Annotated in this window: 13 protein-coding genes; 7 read left to right on the top strand and 6 right to left on the bottom strand. The window is 54.9% G+C overall.

The genetic code is table 11. The features are described from left to right. Nucleotides 1–27: 27 nt before the first annotated feature. From G5533_RS12385 to rfaD, 4 genes are all read right to left on the bottom strand, one after another. Nucleotides 28–1104 (bottom strand): glycosyltransferase family 9 protein, encoded by a 1077-nt coding sequence (locus G5533_RS12385; protein ID WP_421222007.1) that lies wholly within the window; start codon nt 1102–1104, stop codon nt 28–30. Then, nucleotides 1101–2327 (bottom strand): O-antigen ligase family protein, encoded by a 1227-nt coding sequence (locus G5533_RS12380; RefSeq protein WP_421222009.1) that lies wholly within the window; start codon nt 2325–2327, stop codon nt 1101–1103. Before G5533_RS12380 ends, G5533_RS12385 begins: the two co-directional genes overlap by 4 nt. A gap of 3 nt (nt 2328–2330) precedes the next feature. After that, complete coding sequence (locus tag G5533_RS12375) at nt 2331–4091, bottom strand: polysaccharide deacetylase family protein (RefSeq protein WP_421255333.1); 1761 nt, start codon at nt 4089–4091, stop codon at nt 2331–2333. A gap of 118 nt (nt 4092–4209) precedes the next feature. Next, nucleotides 4210–5166 (bottom strand): ADP-glyceromanno-heptose 6-epimerase, encoded by a 957-nt coding sequence (gene rfaD / locus G5533_RS12370; protein WP_040069912.1) that lies wholly within the window; start codon nt 5164–5166, stop codon nt 4210–4212. Nucleotides 5167–5324: 158 nt separating this feature from the next. Between rfaD and G5533_RS12365 the strand changes: the two genes are divergently transcribed. From G5533_RS12365 to G5533_RS12345, 5 genes are all read left to right on the top strand, one after another. Then, nucleotides 5325–5969, top strand: coding sequence for a TetR/AcrR family transcriptional regulator (locus G5533_RS12365; protein WP_100644767.1), 645 nt, complete (start codon nt 5325–5327; stop codon nt 5967–5969). Nucleotides 5970–6084: 115 nt separating this feature from the next. Beyond that, complete coding sequence (locus G5533_RS12360) at nt 6085–7275, top strand: glycine C-acetyltransferase (protein WP_421255332.1); 1191 nt, start codon at nt 6085–6087, stop codon at nt 7273–7275. A 55-nt stretch (nt 7276–7330) separates the two neighbouring features. Beyond that, complete coding sequence (gene tdh, locus G5533_RS12355) at nt 7331–8359, top strand: L-threonine 3-dehydrogenase (RefSeq protein ID WP_005340852.1); 1029 nt, start codon at nt 7331–7333, stop codon at nt 8357–8359. Between the two features lie 197 nt (nt 8360–8556). Next, on the top strand, nt 8557–9012 hold the full coding sequence (locus G5533_RS12350; protein WP_421263298.1) for a c-type cytochrome: 456 nt from the start codon (nt 8557–8559) through the stop codon (nt 9010–9012). 85 nt (nt 9013–9097) lie between these two features. Then, the gene (locus G5533_RS12345) at nt 9098–11374 is read left to right on the top strand and encodes a putative bifunctional diguanylate cyclase/phosphodiesterase (protein WP_441254859.1); all 2277 of its coding nucleotides are present in this window, start codon (nt 9098–9100) and stop codon (nt 11372–11374) included. A 2-nt stretch (nt 11375–11376) separates the two neighbouring features. Here the strand turns inward: G5533_RS12345 and rep are convergent, their stop codons facing one another. After that, a complete protein-coding gene (gene rep / locus G5533_RS12340) occupies nt 11377–13389 on the bottom strand; it encodes a DNA helicase Rep (RefSeq protein ID WP_005340859.1) in 2013 nt (670 codons plus the stop codon). A 181-nt stretch (nt 13390–13570) separates the two neighbouring features. Here rep and G5533_RS12335 point away from each other — a divergent pair, with 181 nt between their 5' ends. Continuing rightward, nucleotides 13571–14791, top strand: coding sequence for a SufS family cysteine desulfurase (locus G5533_RS12335; RefSeq protein ID WP_441254858.1), 1221 nt, complete (start codon nt 13571–13573; stop codon nt 14789–14791). Between the two features lie 13 nt (nt 14792–14804). Beyond that, a complete protein-coding gene (locus tag G5533_RS12330; protein ID WP_416004254.1) occupies nt 14805–15239 on the top strand; it encodes a SufE family protein in 435 nt (144 codons plus the stop codon). Nucleotides 15240–15260: 21 nt separating this feature from the next. Here G5533_RS12330 and tcdA read toward each other — a convergent pair whose 3' ends face one another. Further along, the gene (tcdA, locus tag G5533_RS12325; RefSeq protein WP_421255328.1) at nt 15261–16097 is read right to left on the bottom strand and encodes a tRNA cyclic N6-threonylcarbamoyladenosine(37) synthase TcdA; all 837 of its coding nucleotides are present in this window, start codon (nt 16095–16097) and stop codon (nt 15261–15263) included. Nucleotides 16098–16361 lie beyond the last annotated feature (264 nt).

Below are 16361 nucleotides of genomic sequence, written 5' to 3'. Positions count from 1 at the left end.
CACCAGGCTATGGTGCAGAAATCTAAATTATTGTGCTATGTACTGAACATACCAATCATTAAATTGATTCTCAAACTCCTCCATATTAATGTAGTTTACATTTTGTTCTTTTTTGGCATCAACATACATTACCATGGCTTTCTCAAAATTTGGTAACCACTCCCGGTTTTCACCTTTACCAAAATTATCATTATATATTCCAAATATAGGTTTTTTCAGCCCTGCGGCAATGTGTACTGTCGCCGTATCTACAGACACGATACCGATACTATTTCTTATTTGAGCGAATAGAACACCTAAAGAATGGGATGAGTCATGTGTGATAACTCTTTCCCTTAAGATATCAGGCATTCTCCTGATATTGTGTTCTGTTTCAATTTTCTTTATCGGTGGATAGAGCAAACATACATTATATCCAGGCTTGCTCAACATAACCTTCAGGATCTCGATAATTTTTTCATCATTAAATGTTCGTGAGCTGCCACTACCGTAAGGATTAAAACAGATTGTGGGATTATCAGGCCAGCTAGATTTAACGCTTGACTCATCTTCAAGATATTCTGGAACAATATAATCTGTATCGGGGTTATCAACCCCCATTTTATTAACGGCCAAGGCAAACTTCTGTGAGAAGTGAATATTCTTGGTTAAATGACCAATTTTAATATTCACACATTTTATTTTGTCATCTATACCAATAACATTTTTTACAGATAATTTTGAGATAAAGAAAATATCTTTCATCTTCATTTCATTAGTAAGATGAACAAGATATTCAATATCTCCTATATCTCTAGCCAATGAGGCGAGTGCTGCATAACTTGGTCTTTTCGGAATAGAATAAACTTCATCAAAAAGAAACTGGTTTTTAAATAAAGACCTCATCTCAGGGGTTGTAATTGCAACTACTTTTTTGCCTGGAAACTTCTTTTTTATTTCACGAGTGACCCAAGATGATACTATGGCATCACCCAATTTGGCATCCCAACGAACAAAGACTATAGCACCATCTTCATTTGAAGACGATCTCAAAGATCGGTCAAAAAGCACAATCCCTATTTTACGACGAATGATATCGCGCCATGATTGCAATTTCTTAATCATTTTCTTCCCTCCAAAGGAGATACCTTTATTGTGGTAATTAAAGCCGAAAATAAAAACATGAAGAATATCATCCCGGAGTTATGGCTTATAAATGCTTGACTCAAGCTATAATCAACAAGAGTTAATGATGAAACCGCCAACATACTACTGACCAATAAGTTATCTCTATTTTTACTCGCAACCCAAAGTGGATAAAAGTACAGCAGGGCTAACATCAAGAAGCCTATAATGCCGCGTTTAGCCAATTCATCTAAAAATTGATTATGTGCATGTGAGTTAAAATTATAAATGAACTCGGATATAGAACCATTATTATATTGGTTTAATTGTGATAAGCGAATTCCGTTATTTCCCCAACCAAATATTGGTTTTTCCAAAAAAGAGTTATATGCACTTTCCCACAACTGCAATCGAATGCCTAGAGATGTATCCGGATTCACACCATCAAAATAATGAACAACATCTGCTTTGGCATTATATATCCTATCCATTACGCCACTTTGCGGAAGCATAGCCAAGAAAAGCAACAAGGCACATACAGTGCTTGCATAGAGACCATCTTTCAGGGATAGCTGTTTTCTAAAATAAAAAACTATTGTAAACAAGACGATTGGAAGTAAAACCCAGCCACCTCTGGTCCCGGAGAGAAAACTGCCTATACCCCCCATTAAAAATGAAAGAAGCATAAAGGTAGCAATGTTTTTCTTCCCTAAATGGCGGAACCAGAAAAAAGCACACAGACATAACAATGCCAATGTCATGCTGATGTTTCCTGACTGAATTGGCATGCTTTCATCAAAAGCTCGAGGCATTCCAAGATAAAACTTTTCATATATTGCGATTAGACCTGAACTCACTGCTCCTATAGAGAGGCCAGCAATAAGAACGTTTATGTTAATGGGGAACACACTTAATAAAGGTAAGGTCATTGCAGCCATTAACAAGCGACTTGGTCGGTCTAACTCTTTGAGAGCGCCACCATCAATCCCGATTGATACTGCTTGGATGACAAAAAAAGAGATGAATATATATGATAATATTTTCACCTCTGAACTCATTGCCAAATAATATTTTTTACGCCAAAAGACAAAAACACTTGTCAAAACTAAAATGCTGGGCCCATATCCATAGCCACTGGGGACCGTTAAAACTATTGCGCCAAATAAAAAAGCTGCAAATTGCACAATAATATTTAGTCGTAGGCAATTATTATCTAAATTCACAAGTTATTTCCTGAACACATAATTCCCACGAATTTTTCGCCACAGCCCGAATACATCGGTACGGGGGAAGATGGCAATCCGGCGGATCTGGAAAGGGTCCTGGTGCATTGCTTTGGGGCCGCTATTGGTAGCGACGGCAAAACGATACCCGGCGGCGATAGCCTGCTCCTTGGCACTCTCGTTCATATCTCCGTAAGGGTAGGCGAACGAGAGCAGCGGATGGCCAAGCAGGGCCTCCAGTTGGCGTTTATTCTCCTGAATTTCATGGGCTTGTTGTTCGGGTGTGAGCTTGCTCAAGCGGGGGTGAGTCAGGGTATGACCCCCAATCTCCACATGACCGCTAGCGGCCAACGCCTTGACCTGCTCACCACTCATCAATGAAACCTTGGTGTCCGGATTGGTCGGATGCTCCACATCCCAACGGTTATAGCCTTCACCGGTGACCACGTACACCACAGCTTTGTAACCATATTTTTCCAGCAGTGGCAGCATGCGGGTCAGATTGTCCTGATAGCCGTCATCGGCAGTGATCATCAGGTACTTCTTGCCGTATTGCAGACGGTGGATAAAGCCTTTGTCCGCCAGATCGCGGAACGTCAGGGTTTCGTAGCCGAGCCACTTCATCAGGCGCAGATGCTTCTCGAACATGGTGATCGGCATCCAGGTACCGTGCACCCCTTTCTCGCTATCCTGTTCGATAAAGCGGTGGTACATGATGACGGGCATCTCGCGGCGCAGGGTTTCGACTACGGCATCCTGATAGATGGTTTCTAGGCCAGATACTACCCCCTGCAAGCCATACTCATCCTGAATGCGTTGGCGAATGACTTCCGGCACCGTCTTGCTGGCCAAGGCGGTCTCGATTTCTCCCTTCAGGGCAGCAAAATCGATAGCCAGATCCTTGGGGCCGATATCACCAAAATTACTCGCCAGAGCATCATCCAGATTCTGTTCGGTCACCAGACCAATGGCCCTGGCTTCACCAATGGCAAAGGCGGGCCGACCACAGAGCAGTGCTTCCATCGCTACCCGACCGGCGCCGATCACCAGATCGCAACTCGCCAGCAGAGCGGGTACATCATCGACATAGCCAACAAACTCGGCGCGTCCTTCGAAACGGGCAAAACGCTCCGGTACCTTGGTACCGCTGACAATCCGCACCTTGCAGGCATCCAGATCGAGCACTTCATCGAGCAGACGGTAACAAAGCTCACCTTTGGGGCCGCTCAAACGGCCAATGATGGCAATCACCGGCTTTGGGTTGTCCGGCGCTGGCACAGGCTGGAATTTGTCGGTTTCGATACCATTGCGCAGCACCTGTACGATCGCAGGATCGACCCCCAGATTGTCGACAATCTGATGGGCAATATCCTCACAAACGGCAACCGCCCTAAGCCCAAGGGCATGGAAGGCTTTGCGGGATGCGTGTACCGGCTGACGACCATGAACCGTGGTGATCATCGGGGTGCCAGTCAGCTTGCAAGCCACATAGCTGCTCCAGCCGGAGGCGCGGGAGTGAGCATGCACCAACTGAATATGATGCTTCTTGATGAGATAGATGAGGTAAAAGACGTGCCAGAAGCGGCGCAGTATGCTGCGCTTGTTGAATCTCAGTTTGAAGACGGGGCCAAGCGTCGGCTTGGTCAGAGTATCTGAAACGTAAAAAACGTTGTGACCACGCCGGGTCAGTTCGTTACCGACCGTGGTGGCATAGACCTCAGCTCCCGTTACCTCGAGCTGGGAGAGTGCCATCAATATATTCATCGCGCGGTTACCCGGTAGAGAAGAGAGGAACGGCAAGCAGCCACAGAGACCAGAAACCGGAAGCAGGCGAGTGCCCACTTCCGGTTTTGCGCTCAAACTGCCGCGTTGTGCTCACCTGTTAGCGGTTGAGCCAGGCCATGTAATCCGCTACCCCTTCGGCAACGGTTTTAAACTCGGCGTCATAACCCACGCTGCGCAGCTTGGTCATGTCAGCCTGGGTGAAGCTCTGGTAGCGACCCTTGAGGTGATCCGGGAAGGGAATGTACTCAATGGATCCCTTCTGATGATGCTTGATCACCGCTTCGGCCACGTTCTGGAACGGCTCGGCACGGCCGGTACCACAGTTGAAGATGCCGGAGTGCTGCGGGTTCTGCCAGAACCAGAGGTTTACCTTGCAGACGTCGTCAATATAGATGAAGTCACGCATCTGACCACCGTTCGGGAAGCCATCGCAACCTTCGAACAGCTTGGGATTCTCGCCCTTCTTCACCTGGGTATTGAGGTGGAAGGCAACGGAAGCCATGGAGCCTTTATGCTGCTCGCGCGGGCCGTAGACATTGAAGTACTTCAGGCCAACGACCTGAGAGTTGATCTCCGGCATCCAGCGGCGCACGTACTGGTCAAACAACTGCTTGGAGTAGCCGTAGACGTTGAGCGGCTGTTCGAACTTGGGATCTTCGATGAAGTTGTCGTTGCGGCCACCGTAGGTCGCGGCAGAAGAGGCGTAAATGAACGGAATTTCACGCTCGATGCAGTAGTGGAACAGATCCTTGGAGTACTCGTAGTTGACCTCCATGATGAACTTGCCGTTCCATTCGGTGGTGGCAGAGCAGGCGCCTTCGTGGAAGATCACCTCGATGCCGTTATCCCACTCTTCAAACTCGTCACCGGAGACGATCCGAGCCTGAAACTCGTCCTTGTCCATGTAGTCAGCGATGGTCAGATCGACCAGGTTGACGAACTTGGTGCCGTCGGTCAGGTCATCAATGACCACGATATCGGTCCGTCCTTGAGCGTTCAGCTGCTTGACCAGATTGCTGCCGATAAAGCCAGCACCGCCAGTTACTACGATCATGGAGTTTGCCTCTCGTACGTTGATGGCTACATGTGACTGCTTGTTAAAGCTGTGTATAGTGAGCCAATTTGAAATTGCCGAAAAGTTTATCACGGGCCGTCCGGGGATTCGACCTTGTTCAAAACTGCCCCGAGCGGAACCTGTTGGAGGAATGAGTGATGAAAACCAGAGACAGGATCATTCACAGCGCGACCGAGCTGTTCAACGATCAGGGTGAACGCAACATCACCACCAACCACATTGCGGCGCACATGGGTATCAGCCCGGGCAACCTCTACTACCACTTCCGCAATAAAGAAGACATCATCCACTCCATCTTCGACCAGTATGCCCGTCACCTTAGCGAGAGCTTCGTGCCGACCCGCAACCGTGAAATCACCCTGCAGGATCTGATGGGCTATCTGGATGCCATCTTCTATCTGATGTGGCAGTTCCGCTTCTTCTACGCCAACCTGCCGGACATCCTGAGCCGTGACGAGCCGCTGCAACAGAAGTACCTCAAGGCCCAGGAGCAGATGCGCTCCTCCGTGGTCGCGCTGCTCAGAAGCCTGCGCGAAGGGGGCATCATAGATGTCAGCGATGACGACCTGCCGGATCTGGGACAGACCATCAAGATGGTGGTGACCTGCTGGATCCCCTTCCAGATTGCCCAGGCCCCCAACACCCGCATCACCAAACCTCTGCTCTATCAGGGCGTATTAAAGGTGCTGTTCCTGCTGCGCCCCTATGTGCAACCCCAGGTGGCCGGACAGATCCAGCAGCTGGAGCAGCACTACCGCCAGCTGGCCCAACCAGCTGGGTGAGATCTGTTTCACATTTGTTGAATATCAGCACAATCATTTGAATTTACCGCAACAGATTGCAGTAAAATGTCGCCCTCTGTTGATACGCAGCTGAAATAGCCACTAAGGATCGAGGATGTCTAACGGATTCTATCGTCACCTGACCGAGCAACTGAACCAGGTGCAAACTGAAGGGTTGTACAAGCAGGAGCGCATCATCACCTCCGCCCAGCAGGCCAGCATCGCCGTCGGCGGTGAGCAGGTACTGAACTTCTGTGCCAACAACTATCTGGGGCTGGCCAACCACCCGGATCTGATCGCTGCCGCCCATCAGGGACTCGACAGCCACGGCTTCGGCATGGCCTCGGTGCGCTTCATCTGTGGCACCCAGGATCAGCACAAAGCGCTGGAGCAGAAGATGTCTGCCTTCCTCGGCACTGAAGACACCATCCTCTACTCCTCCTGCTTTGACGCCAATGGCGGCCTGTTCGAGACCCTTTTTGGTGCCGAAGATGCCATCATCTCCGATGCCCTCAACCACGCCTCCATCATCGACGGCGTGCGGCTGTGCAAGGCCAAGCGTTATCGCTACGCCAACAACGACATGGCCGAGCTGGAAGCCCAGCTCAAGCAGGCTGACGCCGATGGCGCCCGCTTCAAGCTGATCGCCACCGACGGCGTCTTCTCCATGGATGGGGTCATCGCCGACCTCAAATCCATCTGCGATCTGGCCGACAAATACGATGCGCTGGTGATGGTGGATGACTCCCACGCCGTCGGCTTTATCGGCGAGAATGGTCGTGGCACCCACGAATATTGCGGCGTGATGGATCGGGTCGACATCATCACCGGCACCCTGGGCAAGGCGCTCGGCGGCGCATCCGGCGGCTATACCTCCGGCAAGAAAGAGGTGATCGACTGGCTGCGTCAGCGATCCCGCCCGTACCTCTTCTCCAACTCGCTGGCCCCCTCCATCGTTGCCGCCACCATCAAGGTGATCGACATGCTGGCGGAAGGTCACGACCTGCGCGCACGTCTGAAAGAGAACAGCCGTTACTTCCGCGAGCGGATGAGCGCAGCCGGTTTCACCTTGGCAGGCGCCGACCACGCCATCATTCCGGTGATGCTGGGGGATGCCAAACTCGCCTCCGAAATGGCAAGCCGCATGCTGGCAGCCGGCATCTATGTGGTGGGCTTCTCCTTCCCGGTCGTGCCCAAGGGTCAGGCGCGCATTCGCACCCAGATGTCTGCCGCCCATACCCGCGAGCAGCTGGACAAGGCGATCGACGCCTTTATCCGCATCGGCCGTGAACTCGGCGTTATCTGATTTGAATCAAGGGGCTGCAGCCCCTTTTTTCTGCATTCATATTGAAGGAACAGCCATGAAAGCACTCTCCAAACTGCACAAAGAGGTCGGCATCTGGATGACGGATGTACCGGCTCCCGAGCTCGGCCACAACGATCTGCTGATCAAGATCCGCAAAACCGCCATCTGCGGCACCGACATCCATATCTACAACTGGGACGAGTGGTCCCAGAAGACCATTCCGGTACCCATGGTGGTCGGCCACGAATATGTCGGCGAAGTAGTCGCCATCGGTCAGGAGGTGCGCGGCTTCGCCATCGGCGATCGGGTCTCCGGCGAAGGGCACATCACCTGCGGTCACTGCCGCAACTGCCGCGCCGGGCGCACTCACCTGTGCCGCAACACCATTGGTGTTGGTGTCAATCGCCCGGGTGCCTTCGCCGAATATCTGGTGATCCCCGCGTTCAACGCCTTCAAGCTGCCGGACAATATCCCGGACGAGCTGGCTGCCATCTTCGACCCGTTTGGCAATGCGGTGCACACCGCCCTCTCCTTCGATCTGGTGGGTGAAGATGTGCTCATCACCGGGGCTGGCCCCATCGGCATCATGGCCGCCGCCGTCTGCCGCCATGTGGGTGCGCGCCACGTGGTGATCACCGACGTCAACGAATACCGGCTGGAGCTGGCCCGCAAGATGGGCGCCACCCGCGCGGTCAACGTGGCCAAGGAGAAGCTGGCCGACGTGATGAGCGAGCTGGGCATGACCGAAGGGTTCGACGTGGGGCTGGAGATGTCCGGCGTCCCGAGCGCCTTCCAGGAGATGCTCGACAAGATGAACCACGGCGGCAAGATCGCCATGCTTGGCATCCCCCCCTCCACCATGGCCATCGACTGGAACAAGGTGATCTTCAAGGGGCTGTTTATCAAAGGGATCTATGGCCGCGAGATGTTCGAGACCTGGTACAAAATGGCCAGCCTGATCCAGTCAGGGCTGGATCTCTCCCCCATCATCACCCACAGATTCCACATCGACGAATTCCAGCAGGGGTTCGATGCGATGCGCTCCGGCCACTCCGGCAAGGTGATCCTGAGCTGGGATAAATAACCCTTTTCACCCTTTGGTTACTCGAAACCCGGCGAATGCCGGGTTTCTTTTTATCTCCACCACCAGAATTGCCGTGAGATCGCCCAAAACTTTGTACGCAGAGTGTTTAACACTTCACACACAAGCGTTTAAATGGCTGTAACTATTCGGTTATAATCCCGTCGTTTACATGGATAATAAAAGACTGCTGGGAGTATATGAGCGTGTTGAAAAAACTGAGCTATTTGCTGGCTGTCGGGATGACGGCCGCCAGCTTGTCTGGGGCAGTGCTTGCTGCCGATGAGATGTCACCGGAGGCCATTGCCGAGCGGATCAAACCGATCGGTCAGGTCTATACCGCCAAGGATCTGGAAGGTATTGCCGGCGCGGGTGCTGCACCTGCTGCGACCGCCTCTTCCGGTCCCCGCAATGGCGAAACAGTATACAAGGGCGCCTGCTTTGCCTGTCACGACACCGGCGCTGCCGGTGCCCCCAAACGGGGTGACAAGGCAGCCTGGGATCCTCGCATCGCCCAAGGCATTGATACTCTCAAGAAACATGCCATTGAAGGCTTTACCGGCAAGTCCGGCATGATGCCTCCGCGCGGCACCTGTGCGAACTGTAGTGATGAAGAGATTGAAAACGCCATCCACTACATGATCGACAAGCTGTAAGTATTTGAAAGGGCCGCAATTGCGGCCCTTTCAATCTATCGGCTTCCGACTACTCTTGTAGGGTAGGCATAGTCGGGAGTTGCTCATGTCGCCCCATTCCACCGAATCCCACTACTCAACTCCTCTGCTGGCGTTGGTCTCTGCCATTATGGATTTTCCGGCTCCCCCTACAGCGCAGAGCAGCGATTATGATGATCTGATAAAGCAGATAAACCAGCTCTGCCCGTTGCAGCATTTCGGCATGCTGGGCCTCTCCGACAGTGGTCTGAACTGGCTCTACGCCTACAAAATCAGCGATACCTTCAAGCAACAACTGGGGCGGGAGCAGTCCCGCATCACCGATCAGCTCACCCAGCTCGATGAGGCCGAAGGGTGGTGCGTCTTTCCTATCGAACATGGTCAGGTGCAGTGGCTGCTGGCTCGCGGCGAACCATCCGACCTGCCCACATTACGCCTGCTGCTGGAGTGTCTATCCAAACGGCTGACCGAAACCCAGGCGGGCTCCCATCTCACCGAGCTGCCTTCTCCGCTGATCCGCAAAGACCCGAACTGGAAAAAGAAAATCGAGAGCATCAGCCGCATCATGCGACTGGCCAACACCCTGCCCGGTCAGGCGCTCTTCTCCCAGCTGGAGGCGGTGCTGCGCCAGATGCTCGCCATTGAGGATATGCTGCTGGTCAGGCTCCACAGCCATACGCTTGAGAAGATTTATCCCACACATCCTCGTCAAAGCGACGAATTCATCAGCGGTTTGTGCCACAGCACCAGCAATATCGAGGTCAACAGGGAGGCAACCTACTGGCACAGCATGCCGCTACGGCTGCAACAACAGTACTTCGCCCACTTCATCATCAGCACCGCGCAACCGCTGGAGACAGACGACAAGCTGTTTCTCGACTTCCTGCGTGGTCAGCTCACCCTGCTGTTGGAGCTGAAGCGGATCCGCCAGCAGCTTAACGACATCAATAGTGAAGACTCCATCAACCAGCGGCTGCAACAGCTGCGTCAGACCAACCTCAGGCTGCAAAAGCAGCTCAAGCAGCATCAGGAGCTGGAACGGCGGCTGCAATTCGATGCGCTTCACGACCCGCTGACCCAGCTACCGAACCGGGCACTGTTGATGAACCACCTCAATCAAGCCATGACCCACTACAACCGCTACAAGTCACCGGGGTTTGCGGTGATCTTCATCGATGTGGATCACTTCAAGCAGATCAATGACACCCTGGGCCACAGTGCTGGTGATCAGCTGCTCAAGGAGGTAAGCCGCCGCCTCCAGACCTGCATCCGGCAAAACGATATGGTGGCCAGATTGGGGGGCGACGAGTTTGTCATCTATCTGGACAGCAGCAAGAGCGACGATGACATCAGCCCGGTGCTCAACCGCATTATCAGCCGTCTCTCCTACCCGTTCCGGCTACTCGGCAACGAGCTGAGCATTACCGTCAGCCTTGGGGTATCGAGCGTCTCCGAGCAAACCTCAGATATCAGCCAGCTGCTCCATCAGGCCGATCTGGCCATGTATCAGGCCAAACGCAATGGTCGCAGTCGCATCGTCAGCTACTCGGATGATTGCATCAACCAGAACTGGAATTCGCCGGAAGAGATGCTGGCCAGAGCCCTGCGGGAGGGGCGTATCGTCCCCTACTTCCAACCGGTGATCCGGCTGCAGGATAGCCGCCTGACCGGACTGGAGGTGATGGCGCGCTGGCTGACCGAGGAGGGGATTCTGAAGGATGCGTTCGACTTTATTCCGCTGGCAGAGCAGTGCGGCCTGATTCTGGAGCTGGATTACCAGATCCTGCGCCACACCTGTCAGCAACTGAAGAACTGGCTGCCAATCTCCGGGCAGAGCAAGTTCAAGGTCGCCATCAATCTGTCGGGCAAGCATCTGGTCAACCATGACCACATCATGCGGCTGATGGGGATCATCGAAGAGGAAGGGGTCGCCCCCGGCTATCTGATTTTTGAATTCAACGAGCGGGAGCTGTCGCGACAAGATTCCGATGCACTGGCATCCCTGCATGACCTGAGGGCCAAGGGTATCCAGATCAGCCTCGATGATTTCGGCACCGGCTTCTCCTCCCTCAACGCCTTGTTCCACTTCCCGGTGGATTACATCAAGGTGGATGACAGCTTTACCCAGCGGATGCTGCAATCACCCAAAGATTTGGCACTGATCCGCGCCATGCGGGATATCTGTCAGGATCTCGATTACACCCTGGTAGTCGAGGGGATCGAGAACCAGCAGCAGTTGCAGAAGCTGATTGATATTGGCTGCCGGATGGGGCAAGGGCGCTATATATCTCCGCCCATGCCGGGAGCAGATATAGTGCCGCTACTGACTCCGGCCAATCCTTAGGGTTAATCCTTCTTGAACAACGCCCGCAAGTTGGCAACACCGACCTGTCCCTTCTGCTGGCGCTCCTCGGCAGTCACCTTCTTCTGGTTTTCCCATTCAAGGTCATCCTGCGGCAGCTCGAGCAGGAAGCGGCTCGGCTCGGGCCGTACCGACTCGCCAAACTGGCGCCGCTCCTTGCAGAGGGTAAAGGTCAGCTCGGTCTGGGCCCGGGTGATGCCCACGTAGGCGAGGCGCCGCTCCTCCTCTACGTTGTCCTCGTCGATGCTGGTCTGGTGGGGCAGCAAGCCCTCCTCCATCCCCACCATATAGACATAGGGGAACTCCAGCCCCTTTGAGGCGTGCAGCGTCATCAACTGCACCTGATCCGCATCATCCTCACCTTCGTTGCGTTCCATCATGTCGCGCAGGGTGAGGCGAGTGACCACCTGAGCCAGCGTCATCGACTCCTCCAGCTCATCCCCTTCCAGCATCTCGGTGATCCAGCGATAGAGGGTGGAGACGTTCTGCATCCGCATCTCGGCCGCTTTCGGGCTGGGGGAGGTCTCGTAGAGCCACTCTTCGTAGTGGATCTCCTTGATCATGTCCCGCACCGCCTCCACCGGATTGCCGCGCAGCGCCTGATCGCCAAGGCGTACCAGCCAGTTGGTGAAAGCCTGCAGGGCCACGAGGCCCCGCCCGGAGAGGTGCTGCTCGAGCCCCAGCTCGAAGCTGGCGGCAAACAGGCTCTTGCCGCGTTGATTGGCATACTGCCCCAGTTTTTCGAGGGTAGTGGGGCCAATCTCGCGGCGCGGCAGGTTGACCACCCGCAGGAAGGCGGTGTCCTCATCCGGATTCACCAGCAGCTTGAGGTAGGCCATGATGTCCTTGATCTCGGTGCGGGAGAAAAACGAGGTGCCGCCGGAGATGCGATAAGGAATCCGGTTGGTCATCAACGCCTTCTCGAAGATGCGCGACTGATGGTTGCCCCGATAGAGGATGGCGTAATCCTTGAACCGGGTGCGGTTCATAAACTTGTGGCCCATCATCTCGGCGGCAATCCGCTCCGCTTCGTGCTCCTCGTTCTTGGCGAACAGCACCTTGAGCTTCACCCCCTCATCCAGCTCGGAGAAGAGCGCCTTGTCATAGACGTGGGGATTGTTGGCGATCAGGATGTTGGCGCACTTGAGGATACGCCGCTTGGAGCGGTAGTTCTGCTCCAGCTTGATCAGCTTGAGGCTGGGGAAATCTTCGCTCAGCAGCACCAAATTCTGCGGCTTGGCCCCACGCCAGGAGTAGATGGACTGGTCATCATCCCCTACCACGGTAAAGCGGGCCCGCTCGCCGACGATCTGCTTCACCAGTTCGTACTGGCTGGTGTTGGTGTCTTGGTACTCATCGACCAGCAGATAGCGGATCTTGTTCTGCCAGCGCTCGCGCACCTCCTGATTGCTCTTGAGCAGCAGGGTCGGCATCACGATGAGGTCGTCAAAATCCAGCGCGTTATAGGCCACCATCTGGCGGTGATAACGCTCGTAGAGCTGGGCCATCAACACCTCTTCCGGCCCGCGAGCAATACGCATGGCGCGGGCGGGCAGGATAAGATCGTTCTTCCAGTTGGAGATTTGGCTGATAAGGGCCGAGAGCTTGTCCTTGTCGTTGTCGAGCTCGTCTTCAGTCAACTCTTTCAGCAGCGCCAGCTGGTCGGTGTCGTCGAACAGGGAGAAGTTAGCCTTCAGATTCAGACTCTTGTGCTCACGGCGAATGATATCGAGGCCCAGGGTATGGAAGGTGGAGACCATCAGCCCCCGCGCCTCCTTGCGGCCCAAAGTCTGGCCGACCCGCTCCTTCATCTCCCGCGCCGCCTTGTTGGTAAAGGTGACCGCAGCGATGTTGCGCGCACTGTAGCCGCACTGCTGCACCAGATAGGCAATCTTGTTGGTGATGACGCGGGTCTTGCCCGATCCGGCACCCGCCAGCACCAGGCAAGGGCCGGAAACATACTTGACCGCTTCGTTCTGATTGGGGTTGAGCTTCATGGGCCGGATCTCTTGGCTTATGATGAGGGGCGGCATTGTACCAGAAATCACCCGACGAGCCGTACCTGCTGCACGGCAGGCAACCGCCAATCGGGCTTATCGCGCCTTGTGTTCGGGCGCTATTTTCAGGATCATGGCCGACCTTTCGAGATGATGACTTTTTCCGGATGATGAGGGGAGCATGAATCAGCAACAGCACGACCAGCTGCGCAGCCAGTTTCCGGCCTTGACGCAGGAGGTAAACGGCCACCCTCTGGTCTATCTGGACAACGCCGCCACCACCCAGAAGCCGCACGCTGTACTGGATGCCATCGCTCACTACTATGGGGTCGACAACGCCAACGTGCACCGTGCCGCCCACGCCCTGAGTGGCCGTGCCACCCACGCCTTCGAAGCTGCCCGCGAAACAGCCGCCCGCTTTATCAATGCGCCCCGCAGCCACGAAGCTATCTGGACCCGTGGTACCACAGAAGCGATCAATCTGGTGGCCCAGAGCTGGGGGATGAGCGAGCTCAAGGCGGGGGATGAAATCATTCTCAGCACCTTAGAGCACCACGCCAATATCGTCCCGTGGCAACTGGTCGCCCAGCGCACCGGCGCGGTGATCCGGGTGATCCCCCTCGATGAGCGGGGCGATCTCGATCTGGCCGCCTATCACGCAATGCTGGGGCCACGCACCCGGCTGGTGAGCGTGGCCCACGTCTCCAATGCCCTCGGTACCGTCAATCCAGTCAAAGAGATAGTGGCTGCCGCCAAGGCAGTCGGCGCCGTGACGCTGATCGACGGCGCCCAAGCGGTGGCCCATCTCGAGGTGGATGTGCAAACTATCGGTTGCGACTTCTACGCCTTCTCCGGCCACAAGCTCTATGGCCCGACCGGCATCGGTGTGTTGTGGGGCCGCACCGAGCTATTGGAGCGGATGCCGCCCTGGCAAGCAGGTGGTGAAATGATCGACCGGGTCAGTTTCAGCGGCACCACCTTCAATAGCCTGCCCTTCAAATTCGAGGCGGGCACCCCCCATATCGCTGGCGCTATCGGCCTCGCCGCCGCCATCGACTTTGTGATGGGGCAAGATCGGCAATGGCTCGCCAGCCATGAGCAGACACTGACCGACTATCTGGTCGCTGGCCTGCAACAGGTGACGGGGCTGCGTCTGGTCGGCGAACCCGGCCAACGTGCCGGTGCGGTCTCTTTCTTGCTCGACGACATCCACCCGCAAGATGCTGCTACCCTGCTCGACATGCAGGGTATCGCCCTGCGAGTCGGCCATCACTGCGCCATGCCGTTGATGGAGTCGCTCGGAATCGGCGGCACCATGCGCGCCTCGCTGGCCTGCTACAACAATCGGGACGATGTCGACGCCCTGCTGGCCGCCCTGCACAAACTCAGTGACTTCTTCTAAGGCAGACAACCGAATGAGTGACCTCGCAAGTTATACCCAGATTGGCCTTGAGCCCAACGCCGACACCATCCGCCAGCAGTTTGCCGCCGCTCATGGCTGGGAGAACCAGTACCGGCTCATCATCCAGCTCGGCAAGCAGCTGCCAGCGCTACCCGCCGAATGGCAGCAGGAGGAGTTCCGCCTCAAGGGGTGTGAAAGCCAGGCCTGGCTGCAGGGAGAACAAAGCGAGGATGGCTGCTGGCACTTTGCCTGTGATTCCGATGCCCGGATCGTGCGGGGCCTTATCGTCATCGTGCTGGCGGCACTCAACCACCAATCGTCTGCGGCGATCCAGGCTTTTGATATAGAAGGCTATTTCAGCGAACTGGGACTTCAGAAACACTTGAGCCCGTCACGAGGTAACGGGCTCAGAGCGATCGTGCTGGCGATCCGGGAGCAGGCAGTCTAATCAGCTTTGTGCAGAGGTCGATTAGGCTTCGCCAATCGACCCTACTTCTTCATTCCCGGCTTCTTTCTCAGCGCGGGCCCCCCGCTCGGCAATCTTCTTCAATACCCGGGACGCGGCAACCAGCCCAAAGGTTGCCGTCACCGGCGTCACCGCGCCAAAGCCGGAGGCGCAATCCATCTTCATGGTGCCATCGCTGGCCGCTTTTGCCTGACAGGTGCCACCATTACCATCCGGATAACTCAGCTGCTCGGTTGAGAAGACACATTCCACCCCGAATTTGCGCGCCGGATTCTTGCTGAAGTTGTGCAATCGGCGCAGGTCGGAGCGCACTTTCGCAGCGAGCGGATCCTGAATGGTCTTGGCCAGATCGGCCACGGTGATTTGAGTCGGATCCATCTGCCCGCCGGCACCACCGGCCACAATTACCGGTATCTTGTTGCGCTTGCAGAAGGCAATCAGCGCCACCTTGGCCTTGACCGAGTCGATGGCGTCCACCACATAGTCAAACTCCCGCTTGATATGCTCGGCCAGATTATCGGCAGTGACGAAATCATCCACCTCGATCACGTCGCAATCCGGATTGATGGCGCGAATACGCTCGGCCATCACCTCGGTCTTGAGGCGACCAACCGTCCCCTTCATGGCGTGGATCTGGCGATTGGTGTTGGTGATGCAGATATCGTCCATATCGATCAGGGTGACCTGGTTGATACCGGCGCGGGCCAGCGCCTCCGCCGCCCAGGAGCCCACGCCACCGATCCCCACAACACAGACTTTCGCCTGGCTAAAGGAACGCAGGGCATTCTGACCATAAAGACGGGCAATGCCCCCGAATCGCTGTAGATATTCTGCTTTCATACCACCACCTTGCTTGAGGGCGGCCATTATAACGACAACCAACGCCAGCGGCGATGGCAGAACCGGAGAAAGTCGAGGAGGAAAAATGGAGAAAACGGCAGGGAAGAGAGAATAAAAGGTCAATTATCAGACGACATGCTGAATTGCAGCCAATAAGAAACCCCGCTCATTGAGCGGGGTTTCTTATATTGGGTGCCTGGCAGTGTCCTACTCTCGCATGGCGAATGCCACACTACCATCGGCGCTACCGCGTTTCACTTCTGA

It is taken from the genome of Aeromonas sp. A600620, assembly GCF_029479985.1.
In the GTDB taxonomy this organism is placed as follows: domain Bacteria; phylum Pseudomonadota; class Gammaproteobacteria; order Enterobacterales; family Aeromonadaceae; genus Aeromonas; species Aeromonas veronii_A.
Note: the sequence above shows the minus strand (reverse complement) of the source record. Positions and strands in the feature narration are given on the sequence as shown.